This window comes from Bacillus sp. GB_SG_008 (assembly GCF_052038115.1).
In the GTDB taxonomy this organism is placed as follows: domain Bacteria; phylum Bacillota; class Bacilli; order Bacillales; family Bacillaceae_G; genus Bacillus_A; species Bacillus_A rhizoplanae.
The window spans coordinates 147,600-168,294 of the sequence record NZ_JBPZSK010000008.1; the positions used below are offsets into that span (position 1 = coordinate 147,600).

At 35.7% G+C, this 20,695-nt stretch carries 16 protein-coding genes and 10 tRNA genes; 2 read left to right on the forward strand and 24 right to left on the reverse strand.

Translation table 11 applies throughout. The features are described from left to right. Window positions 1-546, reverse strand: coding sequence for a helix-turn-helix domain-containing protein (locus ACTDJC_RS19105; RefSeq protein WP_098309099.1), 546 nt, complete (start codon window positions 544-546; stop codon window positions 1-3). Window positions 547-898: 352 nt separating this feature from the next. Next, window positions 899-1,153, reverse strand: a complete 255-nt coding sequence (locus ACTDJC_RS19110) for a hypothetical protein (protein WP_098308968.1) — start codon at window positions 1,151-1,153, stop codon at window positions 899-901. Window positions 1,154-1,552: 399 nt separating this feature from the next. On the opposite strand from ACTDJC_RS19110, the gene ACTDJC_RS19115 reads away from it, so the two are divergent. Next, the gene (locus ACTDJC_RS19115; RefSeq protein ID WP_440604370.1) at window positions 1,553-2,860 is read left to right on the forward strand and encodes a CitMHS family transporter; all 1,308 of its coding nucleotides are present in this window, start codon (window positions 1,553-1,555) and stop codon (window positions 2,858-2,860) included. 261 nt (window positions 2,861-3,121) lie between these two features. Here ACTDJC_RS19115 and ACTDJC_RS19120 read toward each other — a convergent pair whose 3' ends face one another. The 4 genes from ACTDJC_RS19120 to ACTDJC_RS19135 form a co-directional block, all read right to left on the reverse strand. Beyond that, window positions 3,122-3,817 (reverse strand): response regulator, encoded by a 696-nt coding sequence (locus ACTDJC_RS19120; RefSeq protein ID WP_440604371.1) that lies wholly within the window; start codon window positions 3,815-3,817, stop codon window positions 3,122-3,124. A 1-nt stretch (window position 3,818) separates the two neighbouring features. Continuing rightward, window positions 3,819-5,420, reverse strand: a complete 1,602-nt coding sequence (locus ACTDJC_RS19125; protein WP_440604372.1) for an ATP-binding protein — start codon at window positions 5,418-5,420, stop codon at window positions 3,819-3,821. Window positions 5,421-5,674: 254 nt separating this feature from the next. Continuing rightward, on the reverse strand, window positions 5,675-7,201 hold the full coding sequence (locus tag ACTDJC_RS19130; RefSeq protein ID WP_098308965.1) for a flotillin family protein: 1,527 nt from the start codon (window positions 7,199-7,201) through the stop codon (window positions 5,675-5,677). A 12-nt stretch (window positions 7,202-7,213) separates the two neighbouring features. Then, complete coding sequence (locus ACTDJC_RS19135) at window positions 7,214-7,756, reverse strand: phosphate ABC transporter permease (RefSeq protein WP_440604373.1); 543 nt, start codon at window positions 7,754-7,756, stop codon at window positions 7,214-7,216. Window positions 7,757-9,118: 1,362 nt separating this feature from the next. On the opposite strand from ACTDJC_RS19135, the gene ACTDJC_RS19140 reads away from it, so the two are divergent. Next, window positions 9,119-10,381: an S-adenosylmethionine decarboxylase related protein gene (locus ACTDJC_RS19140; RefSeq protein ID WP_440604374.1), complete on the forward strand. Its 1,263-nt coding sequence runs from the start codon at window positions 9,119-9,121 to the stop codon at window positions 10,379-10,381. Window positions 10,382-10,440: 59 nt separating this feature from the next. Here ACTDJC_RS19140 and yhbH read toward each other — a convergent pair whose 3' ends face one another. From yhbH to ACTDJC_RS19230, 18 genes are all read right to left on the reverse strand, one after another. Further along, window positions 10,441-11,616, reverse strand: a complete 1,176-nt coding sequence (gene yhbH, locus ACTDJC_RS19145) for a sporulation protein YhbH (RefSeq protein ID WP_440604375.1) — start codon at window positions 11,614-11,616, stop codon at window positions 10,441-10,443. A 368-nt stretch (window positions 11,617-11,984) separates the two neighbouring features. Next, complete coding sequence (locus ACTDJC_RS19150; RefSeq protein ID WP_440604376.1) at window positions 11,985-13,880, reverse strand: PrkA family serine protein kinase; 1,896 nt, start codon at window positions 13,878-13,880, stop codon at window positions 11,985-11,987. A 301-nt stretch (window positions 13,881-14,181) separates the two neighbouring features. Beyond that, window positions 14,182-14,316 carry a hypothetical protein gene (locus ACTDJC_RS19155; RefSeq protein ID WP_440604385.1) on the reverse strand — a complete coding sequence of 45 codons (135 nt, stop codon included), beginning with the start codon at window positions 14,314-14,316 and terminating at the stop codon, window positions 14,182-14,184. Between the two features lie 64 nt (window positions 14,317-14,380). Continuing rightward, window positions 14,381-14,869, reverse strand: coding sequence for a tRNA (uridine(34)/cytosine(34)/5-carboxymethylaminomethyluridine(34)-2'-O)-methyltransferase TrmL (gene trmL, locus ACTDJC_RS19160; RefSeq protein ID WP_098308958.1), 489 nt, complete (start codon window positions 14,867-14,869; stop codon window positions 14,381-14,383). A 55-nt stretch (window positions 14,870-14,924) separates the two neighbouring features. Next, entirely contained in the window at window positions 14,925-15,821 is an 897-nt protein-coding gene (locus ACTDJC_RS19165; protein ID WP_098308957.1) for an amidase domain-containing protein, read from the reverse strand. Window positions 15,822-15,870: 49 nt separating this feature from the next. After that, window positions 15,871-17,010 (reverse strand): tRNA epoxyqueuosine(34) reductase QueG, encoded by a 1,140-nt coding sequence (queG, locus tag ACTDJC_RS19170; protein WP_098309097.1) that lies wholly within the window; start codon window positions 17,008-17,010, stop codon window positions 15,871-15,873. Window positions 17,011-17,643: 633 nt separating this feature from the next. After that, window positions 17,644-17,717 (reverse strand) — tRNA-Gly (locus ACTDJC_RS19175). A gap of 113 nt (window positions 17,718-17,830) precedes the next feature. After that, window positions 17,831-18,481 (reverse strand): DsbA family protein, encoded by a 651-nt coding sequence (locus ACTDJC_RS19180; RefSeq protein WP_440604377.1) that lies wholly within the window; start codon window positions 18,479-18,481, stop codon window positions 17,831-17,833. A 343-nt stretch (window positions 18,482-18,824) separates the two neighbouring features. Next, window positions 18,825-19,592 (reverse strand): transglycosylase domain-containing protein, encoded by a 768-nt coding sequence (locus ACTDJC_RS19185; RefSeq protein WP_440604378.1) that lies wholly within the window; start codon window positions 19,590-19,592, stop codon window positions 18,825-18,827. Window positions 19,593-19,821: 229 nt separating this feature from the next. Continuing rightward, window positions 19,822-19,903: transfer RNA gene (locus ACTDJC_RS19190), tRNA-Leu, on the reverse strand. 6 nt (window positions 19,904-19,909) lie between these two features. Next, window positions 19,910-19,983: transfer RNA gene (locus ACTDJC_RS19195), tRNA-Cys, on the reverse strand. 10 nt (window positions 19,984-19,993) lie between these two features. Then, window positions 19,994-20,068, reverse strand: a tRNA-Gly gene (locus ACTDJC_RS19200). Between the two features lie 5 nt (window positions 20,069-20,073). Continuing rightward, window positions 20,074-20,148, reverse strand: a tRNA-Gln gene (locus ACTDJC_RS19205). 114 nt (window positions 20,149-20,262) lie between these two features. Further along, a tRNA-His gene (locus tag ACTDJC_RS19210) sits at window positions 20,263-20,338 on the reverse strand. A gap of 10 nt (window positions 20,339-20,348) precedes the next feature. Next, window positions 20,349-20,422, reverse strand: a tRNA-Trp gene (locus ACTDJC_RS19215). Between the two features lie 14 nt (window positions 20,423-20,436). Further along, a tRNA-Tyr gene (locus ACTDJC_RS19220) sits at window positions 20,437-20,520 on the reverse strand. 8 nt (window positions 20,521-20,528) lie between these two features. Next, a tRNA-Thr gene (locus tag ACTDJC_RS19225) sits at window positions 20,529-20,604 on the reverse strand. Between the two features lie 13 nt (window positions 20,605-20,617). Next, a tRNA-Phe gene (locus ACTDJC_RS19230) sits at window positions 20,618-20,693 on the reverse strand. Window positions 20,694-20,695: the final 2 nt, after the last annotated feature.

Sequence of the window (20,695 nt, forward strand, 5' to 3'; positions counted from 1 at the left end):
TTATTCTCCCTTCCCATTTTTTTCAGGAATTACAATTGTTGAAATTGTTCTTCGCTTTCGCTCTGGAGATGGCTTGCGCTCCATTGCTTTTAAAAACAATCCACTCATTTCCTGTGCAAATTCTTGAAACTCCTCATCACTCATATAAAAACTTGCTTGACGATACCCCACTCCATCTTTCTCAAAATCAATCTGATCTTGCTGCAAGTAATCCTTAAAATTTGCTGTAAGCTGTGTAACAAACATCATGAAATATTGCATATGTTCTTCTTTCGTTACATCTTGCAAATCCTTTTGTGAAATGCTGGCCATACTGATATTTAACACATATAATTTTTCAACCGTTCCTCGTATTTGTGTTTCCTGAGCAACTTGTAAAATATGTGCTGTTGTTAATTTTTCTAAATGGCGATATAACGTCGCTTGTGGGATATGAGGTAATTTTTTAGCAAGCTGCTTTGCTGTTAACCGTTCTCCTCCAATAAACTCTTGAATAAGTTGAAAGCGAATTGGATGAAATAATATATCCATCTTTTTTTCTTTCATATATAAAAACCTACTTCCTTTTCTATATCTTATGATTATATTATCAATTATGATAACAAAAATAAATAAAAAATAAAGTGAAGCTTCCATCAGTGGGGGTCTTCTTCATCCCCACTGATGGAAAGCTCTCACCAATCGGGAGCATGCCAACAGTTATTCCCCACCTATCTTCTTCGTTTCTCTCAATCTTCAGGTGGGAATAGCGGGATAATCTTTCATTCATATTAAAAATATTAATAGATAGCAATGAATAGAACCCTTCGGTATATCATTTTTCATTACAAAAAACGAGTACATGTATTACTTACACACATACTCGTTTTTGTTTTTTTATATTTTAATAAAATGAAATTTATTCGCATCCCGTTATTAAAAAATCATCTTCTACTTTACACAATACCGTATTCGTATCTACTTCCTGTCCAACTACTACATCTACAGATACTATATTTCCACTAATCCCAACCGCTGCTTCTTCTAATACACCTTTATTATTTCTAATAATAAGTAACTTTTCCCATTCATATATATGAGACGTTTCATTGATTAACACTTCTTCTACTACTCCATTACATGGACTATAGACACTTTCAATAACTGCTTTCATACAAGCTCTACTCCTTACTTTCCTATTCAAAATCTCATTTTCCTCACCCATTCTATCACTGTTATTCCAGATCTTTTATATTTTAAAAGATTTGAATTGTATTACATTTTTTAGTTAGCTATACCAATATAGTAAAGTAAAACTTCCATCAGCGGGGTTGCTTCATCCCCACCTTAAACTGAGCTATGCCCTGCGCGTTTTGAAGATGGGAGTTTCTTGCCCATTTTCTGATAAACCTGTGAACAAAATGAACTATATAAAAATTATGCTTTTAATAGATTTATTTCTCTAATTATTTACCAGGTATCCTTTATCACGTATCATGACCGTAATAACGCCATTATCTGAAAATTAAATCATTTATTGAAAGCGTAATCAATTTATTAAGGAGGGGTTTTCATGTTAGCGATATTGGGATTTGCAATGGTATTTGTGTTCATGTTTTTAATTATGACAAGGCGAATGTCCGCACTAGTGGCCTTAATGCTTATACCTACTTTATTTGCTTTAATAAGCGGTTTTTATGCTAATGTAGGTCCGATGATGCTAGCAGGGGTTAAAAATTTAGCACCTACTGGTATTATGTTAATGTTTGCTATTTTATACTTTGGCATTATGATTGATAGCGGTTTATTCGATCCCGCTATTTCGAGAATATTAAAAGTTGTAAAAGGTGATCCATTAAAAATTGTTGTTGGAACAGCTATTTTAACATTACTTGTTTCTTTAGATGGTGATGGAACAACAACATATATGATTACTGTATCTGCTATGTATCCGCTCTATAAACGCCTTGGTATGAATCCCCTTATTTTAGCTGGGGTTGTCATGTTAGGCGCTGGTGTAACAAATATTATTCCATGGGGTGGTCCTACCGCGAGAGCAATGAGTGCACTTGGCCTTGATGCTTCTCAATTATTTACCCCGCTTATTCCAGCATTAATTGGCGGGGTACTATGGGTGATTTTTGTCGCTTACATGCTTGGAAAGAAGGAGCGGAAACGATTAGGAATCGTCGATATTCAATTTTCTACAGCAGAGAAAGCTGCCCTCACAGAACAAGCAGCAACTGTAGAAGCATATAATTATAAACGTCCAAAATTACTATGGATTAATTTCTTATTAACTGTGACTCTTATGACATGCTTAATTATGGAAGTTTTACCTCTTCCTGTTTTATTTATGATTGCCTTTGCAATCGCTGTCATGATTAACTATCCGAACCTTGAACAACAAAAAGAACGGATTGCTTCTCATGCTGGAAATGTATTAGCAGTTGTTTCCTTAGTATTCGCAGCTGGTATTTTCACGGGTATTTTATCAGGAACGAAAATGGTCGATGCGATGGCACATAGTTTAGTTGCTCTTATTCCAGATTCTCTTGGCCCGCATCTGCCAATCATTACAGCAATTACAAGTATGCCATTCACGTTCTTTATGTCTAATGATGCTTACTATTTCGGTGTGCTACCTATTCTTACGAAAGCTGCAGCAAGCTACGGAGTTAGTGCTGCTGAAATGGGAAGAGCTTCCTTATTAGGACAACCTGTTCATATGCTTAGTCCACTCGTTGCATCTACATATTTATTAGTAGGAATGGCGAAAGTTGATTTTGGAGATCATCAACGATTCACATTAAAATGGGCCGTTGGAACGACACTCTTTATGTTATTCATTGCTATTCTTACAGGGGTAATTTCTTTATGAAAACTCCCGCCACTTATCTCCTGCGAATCTTGAAGCGGAGGGGGGCTTACTGTCCGTTAATGCGGGATAAAAAAGCCTGCATCACAATAATTTGTAACACGTATAATCATATTTTAGTCTAATACGATAGAAACAAGAATCGCTTATATTCTATACAAGAAACTCCTTTCCCATAAGGAGTTTCTTTTTTCATCTACTCTGAGCTACTCCTCCCACAAAAAAGAGCATCCCCTTTGTATGAAGGCTGCTCTTCTACTTTATTTATGAAGAAATAGGAAAATATCTTCTTTCTGGTCGTCCCACATTTCCATAAATCAATTCAGCATAAATTTTCTTCTGCGAAATTAAATACTCTAGATATCGCCTTGCTGTCGAACGGCTGACTCCTGATTCTTTACCAAGCATTTCCGCAGTTATTCCGTTATACTCCATTGTTAGCACACACTGTAAAATTTTTTTTAGAGTCAGAGGATCAATCCCCTTAGGTGAATGTTCTGTATGAATACCCACCCCCTGCGTTCTCCTGTTCCATAAACTTTCAATCTGTTCTGGTGATAATTTTTGAGATTGCTTTAATTTCTCCACTTTATTTCGATAGTTTTCTAAACTTTCCTTGAATCTTTCAAACATAAGCGGTTTTACAATATAATCAAATACACCACCACGGAGTGCACGCTGAACAACCTCAACTTCAGATGCTGCAGTAATCATAATAACATCTGTATCTGGCACATTATGACGAATGAACGTTACTAAATCTGATCCTTTCATATCAGGTAAATAAACATCAAGTAATACAAGCTGCGGCTTTACAAGTTCGATCCATTCCTTTGCTTGCTCCCCTGTTATTGCTGTACCCACTACAGTAAACCCTTCTACTTTATCAGTAAAACGGCGATGAATTTCAGCAATGCGAACATCGTCCTCTACAATTAACACCTCAATAGTTTGAGACATGCTATTCCCCTCTTTCCTTTGGTAACGCCACAATAAATAAAGCTCCCCCTAAGTCCCCTTTTTCAATCGTAATGTTACCATGCAATTCATCTACTAATTCTTTCACTTTAGCCAATCCATACCCACGCTTTTCTCCTTCTTTCGTAGAAAAACCTTTATGAAAGATATGTGCAACAATCTTATCATCAATTCCGGATCCAGAATCTTCAACCTCAATGATAATTTCATCTCCAATATCTGTTATAAATAAGTTTACTATTTTCTTATTCTCTTCTTTTCTCTCTACTGATTCGAAAGCATTCGTAATTAAATTGCCGAGAATTGATACAACATGGTTACTATCTATATGAGCTGGCAATTCTTTCAAACAACTCTCTCGGTCTATTATTAAATCAATTTTTAATTCTCTAGCACGATTATAAAAACCAACTACAATTCCTCCTAACCACGGATTTTGTAATTTTGTCATAATAAATTGCACAAAATCCTGCTGAAGAGCTGTTTCTTTATGAATAAGCTCTATCGCTTCCTCATAAGATTCTAGTTGAATTAATCCTGATAATGTATATAAAAAATTCTTATATTCATGTGTCTGCGCACGAAGTGCTTCTGTATATGTTTTTACTTGTGAGAGTTCTTCGGTTAACTGATCAATCTCTGATTTTAGCCGGAAACTAGAAACGACTCCGATTACTTCATTTTCTACTTTGACAGGCAATCGATTTACAATCACTACTTTCCCATTTAAATCCATTTGTCGATCCAATTGTTCCTCTCCAGTCCGAAGTACTTCTAATATGGAAGAATTGGGCACAATCTGCAAAATAGGCTTCCCAATAACAGACTCCTCTTGCCTTAGAGAAAGGATATCGCAGGCTGCCTGATTTACTAAACTAATACACCCTCGTTTATCAATAACTATAATCCCTTCACGTACAGATTGAATTACAGCACTATGCTCCTCATACAAAGAAGAAATCTCTTCCGGCTCTAATCCAAACATTAATTTTTTAATACCCCGTGCCAAATAGACAGAACCAACAATACCTACTACAAGTCCACATACAGCTACCCACAGGATTGGAACACTATGTTTTTCTATTACTTCATGTATATCCTCCGCAAGAAATCCCACGGACACAACTCCTATAACCTTATTCGTTTCATCACGAATTGGAACTTTTCCACGTACAGAAAGCCCTAAAGTTCCAGTCGCCTTTGATACGTAAGACCTTCCCTCTTTTAGCACACCTTCGTTATCTCCACCAACCATTTTTTCACCAATTCTATCCGGCACAGGATGCGCGTACCGAATCCCTTCCTTATTACCGACTACAATAAATTCTGCGCCCGTTTCAGCTCGAATTTGTTCTGCAATCGGCTGAATCACTTCAGATGGATGATTTGTGTGAAATGCCTTATGAATTTCTGGTATAGAAGCCACTGTCTTAGCTACCTGTAAAGCTCTCTTCCCAATTTGATCTTCCATGCTATCAGATAATATATAATAAAATAAAATACTCATTTGAACGATAACGAACAAAACAAGAATACCTATAAATAATGCAACTCTTGGCTGCAATTTTAGTTTTTTCAGTTTCAAAACAAGATCCCCTAACTGATATCACACTTGAATTTTAAGAATATACAGAAATTTAATTTTACATTATATGAAACACATTCCTCTTATATATATTGTACTAGGAGATCTATTTCCTATACAAGCTATGAATCTATAACCAACCTTATAGCAATGTAATCCCTATGTCACTTGATTCAATCATATCTAGTCTTTTTTATAGATATACTAAAAATAAGAAAACTCTAGAATTTTTTCTAGAGTTTTCTTATTTTTAACTAATTATTATCTTTGTTTTCTTCAACTACTTGCACAACCATCTTTTCCTTCGTTGTCTGCTGCACTGCACCTTTCCCAGCAAAACTTTCCAGCAATTCTTTCAAATCAATCCCTGAAGAAGCTTTTAATGTTTCTTGCATCGTTGCCATTAAATCTGTTGCATAGCCTGCTACTTTACCAGCACCGCTGTTTTTTCCACCGCCGCCTGTATCCACAACTGTAATTTTGTCGATATTACTAAGCGGGCTTGCAATTTCTTTCGCATAACTTGGTAACATTTTCAGTACCATATCCATAATCGCTGCTTGACCGTATAGTTCAAATGCTTCAGCAATTTTTTGTTTTGCTTCTGCTTCTGCAAGACCTTTTAGTTTAATAACGTCCGCTTCTGCTGTACCTTGGGCTTTTTGTACTTCTGCTTTTGCTAAACCTTCAACACGCACTTCTTCTGCGCGCGCTCTTGCTTCCGCTTCAATTTTATACTGCTCAGCATCTGCTCTTTTTATTTGTTTCACTTTTTCTGCTTCAGCAGCCTGCTCAACTGCATAACGATCAGCGTCTGCTTTTTTCTTCACTTCTGCGTCGTATTGCTTTTCACGACGAGCAATTTCTTTTTCTTCTAATTCGATTTGTTTTTCACGCTCAATAATTTTTACACGCATTTGCTCTTCTGTTACACCTTGTTGTGCTTTCGCCTGTTGTAGCTCATATGAAAGGTCTGCATCAGCACGTGCTTGTTCTTGCTCTCTTTTATATGCTTGCACCTTTAATTCTTTATGTTTCTCTGCTTCAGCAATTTGTGCATCTCGTTGGTACTCGGCCTCTTTTGCCTCTTTTTCAGCACGTGCCTTTTCAATCCGTGCTTCTTTTTCTCTCTCTGCATTTGCAATTGTTGCATCACGTTTTACTGTTGCAATTTGCGGCTGTCCAAGTGCATCTAAATATCCATTTTTATCACTAATTTCCTTAATAGTAAATGATACAATGCGAAGTCCCATCTTCTTCAAATCAGTGGAAGCCACTTCATGTACTTTTTGTGCAAATTGTTCTCTATTACTATAAGCATCTTCAACTGTCATAGAAGATAAAATGGCGCGTAAATGCCCTTCTAACACTTCCTTTGCTTCTATTTTCAATTCTTCTGTTTCTTTTCCTAAATATTGCTCTGCTGCTGTTGATACTTCTTCAATTGTAGAGCCCACTTTAATAATAGAAACACCATTCACTGTTACAGGAACACCTTGTTTTGTATATGTATCACGTGTTCCCACTTCTAACTTATAGTTTAATAAGCTAAGAGGTTCTGCTTGCTGCATAATTGGCACAACAAATGTACCTCCCCCGCGAATAATCTTAATCTTCTTACCATCATCTGTTGTAACAACATTTTTCCCACTGCCTAGTCCGCTCCCCGTTACAATCAAGGCTTCATCTGGACCGACAGTACGATATTTTGTAATAAAGACTAAAATAAGGATAGCTAATATTGCTAATAAAACACCGCCAATAATTAATGGAACCATAATAAATCCTCCTTATCATTTTGGTTTCTTTAAAGAAACCGCTAAATTTTGCACAAGTAGAATACCGTCTTGCACAGCTTCAACAATGACATAAGATCCTTGTAAAATATCTTTCTTCCCTATCGTTTTAGCTGGCATTGCATTACTGCCAAATTTAGAAACTAGCAAAACTTCACCTAGTCCTTCTTTCGGAATTGTTATAATCACTTCTCCCTTACACCCAATAAACTCTTCCATACGGTGCATTGTATTTTGCTCTGCCCTAGAAATTGGTGCTAAAATAAGCATTTTCATTGTAATAACACCAGCAAGTGCAAGAAAAAAAGAAATAACAAAAATAGAAATACTACTCCAAGGAAATATATATTCTAATATGTAGCCAAATCCACATAGCATAGCTAGAAAACTAAATAACAGTGTAAAAGGCGAAGTAGCCCCGCTTGATATACTAAAAAGAGATTCTAAAATATCTCCAAAAAGCAAATAAAGAATGGCAATAGCTGCAGTTATAATCAGTCCATATAAATAAATTGTTTCAATTGGAAAATTAAATAACATACTGCTTCACCCCTTTCAACATAAGTGAAACTTTAATTAGTGAATCTAATTTAACCCTCTTCTCTTTTTGCTGAGTTTTGAAATATTGATATCACAGCTCTTTTCCTAATATGTATTCCTCCTCCCCTTTAAATATCTTAATATTCAATCATTTAAACCTTTGAAAAAAGAGCCTTATACTACAGACTCCAAAAAAGAACAGGAGAAAGCTATAGTGACAGCCTCCTCCTGAAAATAAATCGCTATATTATATATTTATAGGATACATTTTTTTACATAAAAAGTAAAGTTTTATATATATTGGTGTTTTCTTTATGACTCAATTTTATCCCTATACTATCTATATTTTATTGATGTATTCATTATGAATACATCATAAATTATAATGTTACATTTTAAAAATTATATATATTTTATAAAAAATACAGCGAATCAACTCGAATTATCCAAACAAAATACTGCTTCTGTAGCAAGTTTAGTATCACCCATGGCTATTTTTGATTCAATAGACTTTATCGCAGGAAAAACAAAACTTCACTCCTTTGAACTTGTACATTGTGTTTGCACAACAAAAATATACATTCAAAACTCTGTAAATAAAAAGTTCAAAAAAAAAAACGAACAAAAAAAACACATAATTCTGACAAGTTGGACATTTTATTTGAAATTGAATTAAATATTACTTTAAACTTTAAACTTTAAAACATTGTGGAAACAATGTCTTTTATTATTATTATTCTCTAATTCAATTTATGATAAAATCTCTTAAGTATCCTATAAATAAGGAGTCTTGTCCTATGGAAAATTTCCCTAAAAGTTTATTAATTGTATTTCTAATTTTAATATGTAGTTGTATTGTTTTCGGTATATAACATAGTTTTTATTAATAAAAAACACTCAAACTAATAAATTTATTTTCTAGATTTGTATAATCTCTAATTATCAGCAAAGGGTAGCACGCACATTTTAACGAATGTTGGCCGTACCCCATGCCTATCAAGCTAAGGTAATTTGGTATCTAAATAATGAAAAGAACGCTACTCTTTTTGGAGAAAAATTGACCTTAACTTAATAGGGCTGTGTGGTTGATAACCCATGGTTAACTTTAAAAAGATACAATCTTCGTATTTTGAGGAATTAAAATTTAGCTTGATGGCGATGGGGCTTTATCCAGAAAACAGAAATATTGAACTACCCCCACCTACTGCTTCGTGCTTGAGTTGGGGGATGAATCGCTAGAAATGATAAACATGGAGCAAAAATTTGTATTATAAATAGACAGCGGATTTTTATGCATTTATGGACAAACAAATAAGCCTTTCTTATGTGTAGAGAATATCTTAATCATATAGGAGGGAAAACATGAAAAAAGAACAACTCATTCTTACTATACTTGGAAGCAGCGGCGGCGCTGCTCGTGCATTTTTATCTTTATTAAATCATGCCGTAAAAGATAGTCATAATCCTTTATACTCTCAATTGCAAAACTGTTCGATTCATTTAATTGATATAAAGCAAAAACCGCAATCCTATTTTAAAGAAATGTATCCTGCATTATACGAGAGTTTTACATTTCATATGTTCGATCTAAGCGATAACGCATTATTTCGAAACCATCTACAAAAAACGGGGACAACCCTGGTTGTTGATGCTTCCTTAGCAGATGCAGTAGAAATGTTGACATGCTGTAATGAATTTGGAGTACATTATATTAATACAGCATTGCAATCACCAGTAATTGATGCGAATGAACATATAAAGCGATTCAGTTTACTAGAAAGACAAAATTTCTTTGAAGAACATAAACCTACCTTCACAAAAATGACAGGCATTATTTGTTCCGGTATGAATCCCGGTGTCGTCCAATGGATGGCAATTAAATTAATGAAGCAAAATCCTACGGAAATCCCCCTCGCTTGTTTCATCGTCGAACACGATACAACCTTCTATCATGATCCAACTCTTATTAAAGAAAAAACAGTATACTCGACATGGTCTCCAGCAGGTTTTTTAGAAGAAGGCATTTTAAACTATCCTCTTTTCATGAAACATCAAACTCCCATTCTCTTATGTAACACCGCTTATGAACAAGAATTTAAAGTAACGTTAGGAGATAAACAGTTTTTCGGTTGTTTAATGGGACATGAAGAAGTAATTAATCTCGGAAAATTATATGACATGGAGGTAGGTTTTTTATATCGTATCAATGATTATATGACACAATTAATTCATGACAATCAACATAATATTGATGAACTATGGAGCTGGGATCATCACGTATTAAATCCAGAAAATGGACAACTCATCGGTGAAGATTTAATCGGTATCTTACTTGTGTATAAAGACAAAGAGGTATATATGTATAACACTACTGCCACCCAGCATGTGTACACACAATACGGAACAAACGCAACTTATTTTCAAGTGGCATGCGGCGTTTACGGGGCACTTGCTAGCCTCTTACTCGATAATTTACCACTTGGTTGTTATTTTGTAGATGAACTTCTTTTAAATACAGATTCGAAGTATGGTGATTATCTTTCATATTATATGAAAGATTTTGTAATAGGAGAAAATGGTACGACAGATGGTTTATTATTTGATCGTATAAAAAAGATTGAGTAGTTTTTCCTACTCAATCTTTTTGGTTTCACTTAAAAACAAAAACCCCTTCACTTAGGGGTTTAAGCCATCTTTTCTTTTGATTCTTCTCGGAAAAAGCTCTTCATCGCATGAAATACGTCAGCTTTTTGTTTTAAAATATAATAGCGAAACTTCTCATCTTTCACATTTTTATAGGCTGACATGAGTGTACTATGACGATTATACTGATTCACTTCTCCATACCCAAACATATTAGATACTTTCATTAATTCTTGCACAAGTTTTACACAGCGGGCATTATCAGATGTTAAATTATCTCCATCTGAGAAGTGGAACGGGTATATGTTATAGCGTTCCGGAGAATATTTTGTTTCAATCAGTTCTAATGCTTTTCTGTATGCCGATGAACAAATTGTTCCCCCGCTTTCACCTTTTGAGAAAAATTCTTCTTCTGTAACAACTTTTGCTTCTGTATGGTGTGCGATAAATTCAATATCTACTGTTTCATATTTCGTACGTAAAAAACGGGCCATCCAGAAGAAAAAGCTACGAGCCATATATTTTTCCCAAAGCCCCATCGAACCGCTCGTATCCATCATTGCTAACACAACAGCTTTTGATTCTGGCTTCAAGACTTCGTTCCACGTACGGAATTTTAAATCTTCTCGCTTAATTGGATGAAAAGCTGGATTGCCATTCATTGCATTTCGTTTATAAGCAGATATCATTGTCCGTTTTTTATCAATGTTTCCCCAAAGTCCTGTTTTACGAATGTCGTTAAATTCAATGTGTTCAATACGATTTTCATCCAGTTCTTTACGCTGTAAATTAGGAAGCTCTAGTTCTTTAAAAAATGCTTGCTCAAGCTCTAAAATCGATACTTCCGCCTCGTAATAATCTTCTCCTGCAGAGTCTCCTGCTCCTTGCCCTTTTCCTGGTCCTTTTTGCTTTTGGCCGCTCGATCCATCTCTCGCTACAACATCACCGACTTTACTATCCCCTGTTCCTTGACCGACATGTTTATTTTTATCATAGTTATAACGAATTTTATATTCATCTAGTGAACGAATTGGTATTTTTACAACATCCCTACCATTGGACATGACAATACTTTCTTCTGTAACAAGGTCTGGTAAATTATTTTTTATTGCCTCTTGCACTTTTTCTTGATGACGTTGTTGATCATCATGCCCTTTACGATGGAGGGACCAATTTTCCTGTGAAACCGTATAATTATATTGATTTTCTTCTGCCATTCCTTTCCCTCCTTACCTAATTTTTTATACTTTCACTTAAACACAGATTAAAACATGAAAATCCTACTAAGAGAAATTTACTTTTACATGAATAAAAAACTGATACACTTTCGCAATTAAGAAAGAAACACAATGCATTGTTGCACACTTTACAGCTGCACAACATATTGTATTGTGTTGACCTTTTTCTTTATGAATGGTTGGTTACTCTATCATATGCTCATTGTGAAAATAATTGACAAATAAATTCATAAGATTGCATTTAAATTTACTCATAGTGGACAAGCACCTCTTATAGTCGAAAATAAAATATAAAAAAAACTGCCCCTTTCCAAGAGACAGCTTTTCTTTTTCTACAACTATGATTATTATCGATTTAACAAGCTACCTACATAACGCAATAATTCATTTGCAGATGTGGAATTATAGCCATGTTCATCAATTAATCGTGCTACAACGTCATTAATTTTCTTCAACTGATTTTCATCCGGTGTTTTTGTTGAAGTCGTAATCTTCACAACATCTTTCAAATCAGCAAATAATTTCTTCTGAATTGCTTCACGAAGACGTTCATGCGAATTATAATCAAACCGCTTACCTTTGCGAGCATATGCAGAGATACGAATTAAAATCTCTTCACGGAACGCTTTCTTCGCATTTTCAGAAATGCCAATTTGTTCTTCAATAGAGCGCATAAGTTTTTCATCCGGGCTCATTTCTTCTCCAGTTAATGGATCGCGTAGTTTCGATTTATTGCAGTATGCTTCTACGTTATCTAAATAATTATCCATAAGTGTCTTCGCAGATTCTTCATATGAATATACAAATGCTTTTTGTACTTCTTTCTTCGCAATTTCATCATACTCTTTACGTGCTAATGAAATGAAATTCATATAGCGCTCACGATCTTCATTGCTAATAGATGGATGTTGATCTAATCCATCCTTTAAAGAACGTAATACATCTAAAGCATTAATTGATGCTACTTCTTTACGAATAATTGTAGAAGAAATACGATTGATAACATAACGCGGATCAATTCCACTCATACCTTCATCTTGATATTCGCGCTGCAGTTCCTCTACATCAATAGAATTGTACCCTTCTACCATTTCACCATCATATAAACGCATTTTCTTAATTAAATCGATGTCTGGCCGCTTCGGATCTTTTAAGCGTGTTAAGATTGTAAACATTGCTGCAACGCGAAGTGTATGCGGTGCAATATGAACATTAGAAACATCACTTTCATGAATCATTTTCTCATAAATATGCTCTTCCTCACTTACCCGTAAGTTATATGGAATTGGCATTACAATAATCCGCGAATGAAGTGCTTCATTTTTCTTATTAGAAATAAAAGAACGATATTCTGTTTCGTTCGTATGTGCAACAATTAATTCATCTGCGGAGATCAGGGCAAATCGGCCTGCTTTAAAATTCCCTTCTTGCGTTAACGATAATAAATGCCATAGAAACTTTTCGTCACATTTTAACATCTCTTGAAATTCCATCATCCCACGGTTCGCTTTATTTAATTCTCCATCAAAGCGGTAAGCACGTGGATCTGATTCTGAACCAAATTCAGCAATAGTAGAAAAATCAATACTACCTGTTAAATCCGCAATATCTTGTGATTTTGGATCAGATGGACTAAATGTTCCAATCCCTGTTCTGCGATCTTCTGAGAAGAAAATACGCTCCACAATTACATCTTCAATTCTGCCTCCATACTCTTTTTCTAGGCGCATTAAGTTTAATGGTGACAAATTCCCTTCAATTCGCACGCCATACTCTGCATAAAAATCATCACGTAAATGATGCGGAATAAGATGAAGCGGATCTTCGTGCATTGGGCATCCTTTTATTGCAAAAACTGAACCGCGATCTGTATGTGAATATGCCTCTAATCCACGCTTTAACATCGTAACCAATGTAGATTTCCCACCACTAACTGGTCCCATTAATAATAAAATCCGTTTTCTTACATCTAAACGTTTTGCAGATGGATGAAAATATTCTTCTACAAGACGCTCTAATGCTTCTTCTAATCCAAATAATTGATTACTAAAGAAATTATATTTTCTCAGGCCGTCTACTTCTTCAATTCCAGCATCCTTAATCATATTATAAATACGAGAATGTGCTGTTTGTGCCACCCATGGTCTTTCTTTAAGAAGTTCTAAATAATCAGCAAATGTCCCTTCCCACTTTAAACGTTCTTCTGTTTCCCGGTGCTGTTCAATTTTCTTTAAAATATCCATTATAGCTCCTCCCCCATCTCCTTGTTCAAGCGGATTATTATAAAAGTATGCGAGGATGTCCTTAAACATTCGTACGAATCCAAATGAAATCGCACACAAACTTTATAAATTTTATTACCAAAATTGAAAGAAAATTCGATATAATACAAGTAATAGGGAATGAATATGAATGGGGGGCTAAATTCTCATGAAACTTTTATTAATTTTAGGTGTTATGCTCACATTTCTCACTGCTATTTTCACATCAGGATACAATGATAAACCAGGAACAAAATAAAAAAAGTGATGAGCTTGATGCTCATCACTTTTTATCTGTCATAAAATAATAACCTTGGGCTAAGATCGCATTTTTTTCTTTCAAAAATTGAATTTGTTCTTCCTCCTCTACTCCTTCGGCAATGATATTCAACCCTAATGAAATTTGTCGTTTTTTCAAACAGATGCAAGCTTTATTAAAAAATATTAGTTTTCTTCAAAAAAAAACCGTCATATGACGGTTTTTAATAAACAATTTCTACATCTAATCCTGGATAATTTTGCTGGCGCAATGCCTCATAAATTAAAATTGCTGCAGTATTAGATAAGTTTAAAGAACGGACTTTATCAGTCATTGGAATGCGTAAGCAATGATCAAAATTATGTTCAATCACATTTGCTGGAAGACCATTTGTTTCTCTTCCAAATACGAAATAGTAATCTTGCTCCACATTGCTATAATCAAATGTTGTGTGTGCTTTCTCTCCATACTTTGTTAAGTAGAAAAACTCACCATTTTCATTTTTCTCATAAAATTCCTCAATAGAGTCATAATACGTAATTTTTACGTGCTCCCAATAATCTAATCCAGCACGCTTTAACGCTTTATCGTCAGTAGAAAATCCAAGCGGTCTAATTAAGTGTAATTCTGCACCTGTTGCTGCACAACTACGCGCAATATTACCTGTATTCGCTGGAATTTCTGGTTGATATAAAACAACATGTATTCCCACAATGTTCACCTCAATCTTTTTCTACTACGTATTATACCACTTGGATAAAAAATCTCTAGTCATTATCAAGAATATGAAAAAACTTATATTTCATTTGCGGTGTATACTTACTTGAATCTTCATAATCCCAATAACGTCTGCGACTATTGGCAGAATGTGCATTTACAAGAGGCATACCATTCGCATCTTTTGCCACGACAATTGTCGTATGATTCCATCTGCCATCATTTTCAAAATCATATACAATGATATCTCCAAGCATTAGATCCTGTGGCTTCTCAACTTGCTTTGCTCGAAGTCCTAGAGAATCACTTGATAAGTACCAATGAAAAGAATGAGCTACCGCCCAGCTCCAGCTCCATTGGCGATTTTGCTGCCACCATCCACTGCGAATATTCGGATATCCACTCATTGGTGTTTCACCAGCATGCAGACATTGAGAAATAAAATTTGTACAATTATCTTGGAAATTCTGATAAGCTGGATTCCGATCATCCCACCACCGCTCTGCATATTTCACTGCCTCTAAGCGATTATAACTGTATGGAATATATTGTCCTTTTCCCTTTGTTACTTCACGTTCTAACGTTCCAACTTTCTGTTCATCTATCGGCGTTCCAATTGCTATATCTTGCTTGATACATCCATCTTCTAATCGTAAACGCCTCTCCATTTGTTCTTCCTCTACATAAAATAAATGATGATGACGAATAAAATACTGAAAATGAATTTGATAATCTACTTCATCATAGTTCACACCTTTTAACTGTCTAAGAAAAGATACGTTAGCATTGCTTTTTACAATCTCCGCATTACGCCTTGTAAAGAGCTTCTTTTTACGGTGCAACATGTCTACAATATCATCTGGAATTTCTGCTTCATTCATACGTTTATTTGTTATATAATCCAATTGCCCTTGCAGACACTGTTGAAGATGCTGTTTTATAGACATAGAGTCTCCCCTCCCCTTATTACAATATGAGGGACCGAGGGATAATCTGCTATTTTTTCTCAGCTAACAGTTCAAGACCGCGATTCATCTCATAAAGAACTTCTTCATCTTTTTCTCGCTCTTTCGCTTTTTCAATCGCCTCTTGCACACCTTCTCCGCCAATTTTACCTAGTGCCCATGCTGCTGTGCCGCGAATAACAGGACGAGGATCTTCTTTCATTACAGCAATTAAATCCGGAATGGCCGTTTCATCTTTAAAATGAGCCAGTGCCAAGATTGCATTTCGCTGCAACGGCTTTTTCCCGCGCCACGATCCAGACATAATCCCATACTTTTCTTTAAACTCACGATTGCTAATGGTCAGAAGAGGCTTTAATAGCGGTTTTACAAGTTCAGGATCAGGTTCCATTTCTGGATGATTATGAAAATCGATCCCTTTATTTTTTGGACAAACAGTTTGACACGTATCGCATCCGTAAATGCGATTTCCAATCTTATCCCGATATTCTTCCGGAAGAAATCCTTTCGTTTGCGTTAAAAACGCAATACATTTTTGAGAATTTAATTGTCCTCCTTGGACAAGCGCTCCTGTCGGACAAACATCAATACACTTCGTACAGCTCCCGCATTGATCTTCAATTGGAGTATCTGGTGGAAAAGGAATATTTGTAATCATCTCGCCCAAATAAACGTACGAACCAAATTCCGGTGTAATAATAGAACAATTCTTTCCGCTCCACCCAATGCCTGCTCGCTCTGAAACAGCACGGTCGCTTAATTCCCCTGTATCTACCATCGATTTAACTTCTATATTTGGTAAGCGATCGATTAAATATGCCTCCAGTTTCTCTAAACGATCACGCAAAACAAGATGATAATCTTGTCCCCAAGAAGCACGGCAAAAAATACCTCGTCGCTCACCGCGTTTGCTTAGCGGTGCATTTTTTAGTTTTGAAGGATAAGCCAATGCAATAGCAATAATTGATTTTGCACCCGGTAATAATAATTGCGGATTCGTTCTTTTCTCTATATCCGATTCTTCAAATCCAGATTGATATCCCAATTGTTGCTGCTGCATAAGTCGTTGCTTTAACTCTTCAAATGGCGAAGCACTTGTAAAGCCTATTTTATCAATTCCAATTGTTTTACTATAAGCTATCACATCTTGCTTTAATTGTTCGAAGTTCACACTTACTCTGCTACTGAAAATGTGTACAAACATACCCATTTAGAGTTTTCCAGCTTCTACAAACCCAATCTCGTCACCTTGGTTTGTATCGTTCCCCATAGGCCTAATTTTTTGCCCAGCCATCGGTATATATATGTTGGTTGATTAAATTCATACAACATATTCTGCTTATTGAGGTTCCGCCTCTTTTCAGTAACAGTTTTACCACCTTTCTTTTTATAAAGTGAAACTTCCATCAGTGGGGTTTTTTGATCCCCCACTGATGGAAAGCCCACCCAATGGGGCTTTTACGGGCAGTTATCCCCACCTATCTTCCTCGCTGCTCTCTCAATCTTGAGGTGGGGTCTTACTGCCCACGAATAGCGGGATACAATCCATATAGAGGTTGTTGTTCACACTTTAATGTCCTCATTAATTATGTTTCATTTATATTTACAAACGATTCACTATTTCTTAATATATTCACTGATAAACATTTCACTTTATTATAACAACATATATCATAGGAAATTCCACATTACTATTTTCACGCATATTCATGCATTCCAAACATAAAAAAACGCAATACCTCGTTTATCTGAGAAACGAAACACTGCGTTGATCACAATTATTATAGAAATTTGGAATGATATCTGGAGCGGGTGAAGAGAATCGAACTCTCGACCAGAGCTTGGAAGGCTCTTGTTTTACCACTAAACTACACCCGCAAATATAAAGAAAATATTAATTTTTTGTTAACTTATGTTAAGAAGTATAGCATGGAATATAAGGTGTTGCAAGAATTTTATCGAAAAAAGTCGAAAAAGTGATGAATCACTCATCACTTTTTCGACTCTTTATCAATTGCAGCTTTAATACTATCGTAGTCCGGATTAACAAGCTTACCATTTACGTATATGGATGGTGCACCTTGTACTTTTAATTTCTCAGCAAGGTCAAGATCCTTCTGTACTTTATCTTTTATTTCCTTACTATTTAAATCCTTTTTAAACTTCGTTATATCAATACTAGGAAGCTTTTGCTTTACTATATCTACTAATAAATCCTCTGTAATCCACTCTTCTTGTTCATTCTGTTGCTTTTGATATATTTCATCATAAAATGTCCAAAAAGCTTTTGGATCTTGCTTATAAATCGCTTCCCCAGCAGCTGCTCCTAAATCAGAATCTTTCCCAATGAATGGAAAATTAATAAAATGCAGCTGAATTTTCCCTTTGTTAATATAATCTTCTTTTAAACGTGGTAATACCGTTGCATCCCATGTACGACAAGCTGGACATTTAAAATCTCCAAACTCAACAACATGAATTGGAGCATCTTTCTCTCCTAACGATTGTTGTGTACCATATGAAAATGTATCTTTTCCTTTTTCCGTCTTATTACTCACAATGCTATATGCAATCGTCCCAATTACAATAAGTACCGCAGCAGTAAAAATAACACCGAGAATTATAATATTTTTTGATTTCATACACATTCCTCTTTAATGTTTTTATTCTTTGTATGATGCTTATATACATTACTCATGATATCAATTCTCATATAAACAGTCCATTGAAGTTGCTCATAAAATAAGCAAAATTAAACAAATGTGACAATATTGTGTCTCACTTTTCTTAAATTCATTCACGTAAAGTGAAACTTCCATCAGTGGGGGTTTTCTTTATCCCTCACTGATGGTTAGTTGAACCAATCGGGCTCTTACGGGCAGTTATCTCCCACCTATCTTCTTTGTTTTCTCAGAATCTTGAGGTGGGAGTCTTACTGCCCGTTAGTGCGGGACAAAAAAGAGTAAGTTCATTTTGAACTTACTCTTAACTAACCGCCTTTACATGCTGTACTGGTTGATTTTTAGGAATATCCTGACGAATGACAAGCTTTTCATTTGTAGCTTGTACATATTCTGCATGAGTAATATGCCCTTCTTGCTCCATAAGCTTTAGCACAATATTACGTCTTTCTACAGCTTTATCATAATGTTGTATTGGTGAATAATAAGTTGGAGCTTTCACAACAGCTGCAAGCATAGCACTTTCACTCAATGTTAATTGATCTACCTCTTTACCGAAATAAAGTTTGGCTGCTTCCTCAACTCCCCATGCTCCTTCTCCATAATAAATATTGCTTAAGTACAATTTTAAAATCTCATCTTTCGTAAATGTTCGTTCTATTTTTTTTGTATAGAAAACTTCATCCCATTTACGAGAAAATGTTCGTTCATTTGTTAAAAAAACATTTTTTGCAAGTTGCTGAGTTATTGTACTACCACCTTGTACAACATGACCAGCCTTTATATTTTCTACTGTCGCTCTGACAATTGCAATATAGTCTAATCCATTATGATGATAGAAGCGCTTATCTTCAGTTGCAATAAATGCATTACCTAATTGTTCTGGCACCTCAAAATGAACAGGTACTTTCAATTTACTTATATCTTTGTTTTCAATCATTTTATTTCCAGCAAATAATAATGCACAGCCTAGTAATAATAATAATATAAGAGCTCTATAAAAAATTTTTGTTATCGGAGTTAAAGTAATATGATGATCAAAAGCAGTACGATGTACTGTTCGTTCTTTCACAACAGACACCCCCCGTTCCTTCCAATATTCATTGTTCTTAATTTAAGAATACCTTGCTTTTTAAAAATATCCAATCGATTTCTCTTACAACTTCCTTACAAAGTTGTAATTTAAATGAAAGAAAAAAAACGTTTTCTACTGCGGTAGAAAACGCTTGATATAATCAAATTATCCACGCCTATTATACGTCTAGAAACACAAAAAAAACGAGTTATCCTCGTCTAAACAGTACCGATGGTCGGGGTCGAACCGACACTCCTTACGGAACACGATTTTGAGTCGTGCGCGTCTGCCAATTCCGCCACATCGGCATAATATGGAGGCGGCAACCGGATTCGAACCGGTGGTAAAGGTTTTGCAGACCTCTGCCTTACCACTTGGCTATGCCGCCATATTAAATTTGGAGCGGAAGACGGGATTCGAACCCGCGACCCCAACCTTGGCAAGGTTGTATTCTACCACTGAACTACTTCCGCAAAAATGGCTGGGCTAGCTGGATTCGAACCAGCGCATGACGGAGTCAAAGTCCGTTGCCTTACCGCTTGGCTATAGCCCATCGAATTATTAATACATTATATGATTTATTATCATTTTTATTACTTTAAATATCCAAACTCGACATTTAGTATATTATCATAACTAATTTAATTTGTAAAGTAATATTTAAAAATGGGGCGACTGATGGGAATCGAACCCACGAGTGTCGGAGCCACAATCCGATGCGTTAACCACTTCGCCACAGCCGCCATGCTGTGTTGGCAGGGGCAGTAGGAATCGAACCCACGCCGGAGGTTTTGGAGACCTCTGTTCTACCGTTAAACTATGCCCCTATATAAAATGTAAATGGTGGAGGGGGGCAGATTCGAACTGCCGAACCCGAAGGAGCGGATTTACAGTCCGCCGCGTTTAGCCACTTCGCTACCCCTCCGACTTACATGGTGCCGGCTAGAGGACTTGAACCCCCAACCTACTGATTACAAGTCAGTTGCTCTACCAATTGAGCTAAGCCGGCATTATATCTAAAATGGTGGCTCGGGACGGAATCGAACCGCCGACACGAGGATTTTCAGTCCTCTGCTCTACCGACTGAGCTACCGAGCCTT

What these genes read in the sequence shown, in the direction of transcription:
- ACTDJC_RS19105 (WP_098309099.1), bottom strand. Translation starts at nt 546, where the DNA reads ATGAAAGAAAAAAAGATGGATATATTATTTCATCCAATTCGCTTTCAA.
- ACTDJC_RS19110 (WP_098308968.1), bottom strand. Translation starts at nt 1,153, where the DNA reads ATGAAAGCAGTTATTGAAAGTGTCTATAGTCCATGTAATGGAGTAGTA.
- ACTDJC_RS19115 (WP_440604370.1), top strand. Translation starts at nt 1,553, where the DNA reads ATGTTAGCGATATTGGGATTTGCAATGGTATTTGTGTTCATGTTTTTA.
- ACTDJC_RS19120 (WP_440604371.1), bottom strand. Translation starts at nt 3,817, where the DNA reads ATGTCTCAAACTATTGAGGTGTTAATTGTAGAGGACGATGTTCGCATT.
- ACTDJC_RS19135 (WP_440604373.1), bottom strand. Translation starts at nt 7,756, where the DNA reads ATGTTATTTAATTTTCCAATTGAAACAATTTATTTATATGGACTGATT.
- ACTDJC_RS19140 (WP_440604374.1), top strand. Translation starts at nt 9,119, where the DNA reads ATGAAAAAAGAACAACTCATTCTTACTATACTTGGAAGCAGCGGCGGC.
- yhbH (WP_440604375.1), bottom strand. Translation starts at nt 11,616, where the DNA reads ATGGCAGAAGAAAATCAATATAATTATACGGTTTCACAGGAAAATTGG.
- ACTDJC_RS19150 (WP_440604376.1), bottom strand. Translation starts at nt 13,880, where the DNA reads ATGGATATTTTAAAGAAAATTGAACAGCACCGGGAAACAGAAGAACGT.
- ACTDJC_RS19165 (WP_098308957.1), bottom strand. Translation starts at nt 15,821, where the DNA reads ATGTCTATAAAACAGCATCTTCAACAGTGTCTGCAAGGGCAATTGGAT.
- ACTDJC_RS19180 (WP_440604377.1), bottom strand. Translation starts at nt 18,481, where the DNA reads ATGAAATCAAAAAATATTATAATTCTCGGTGTTATTTTTACTGCTGCG.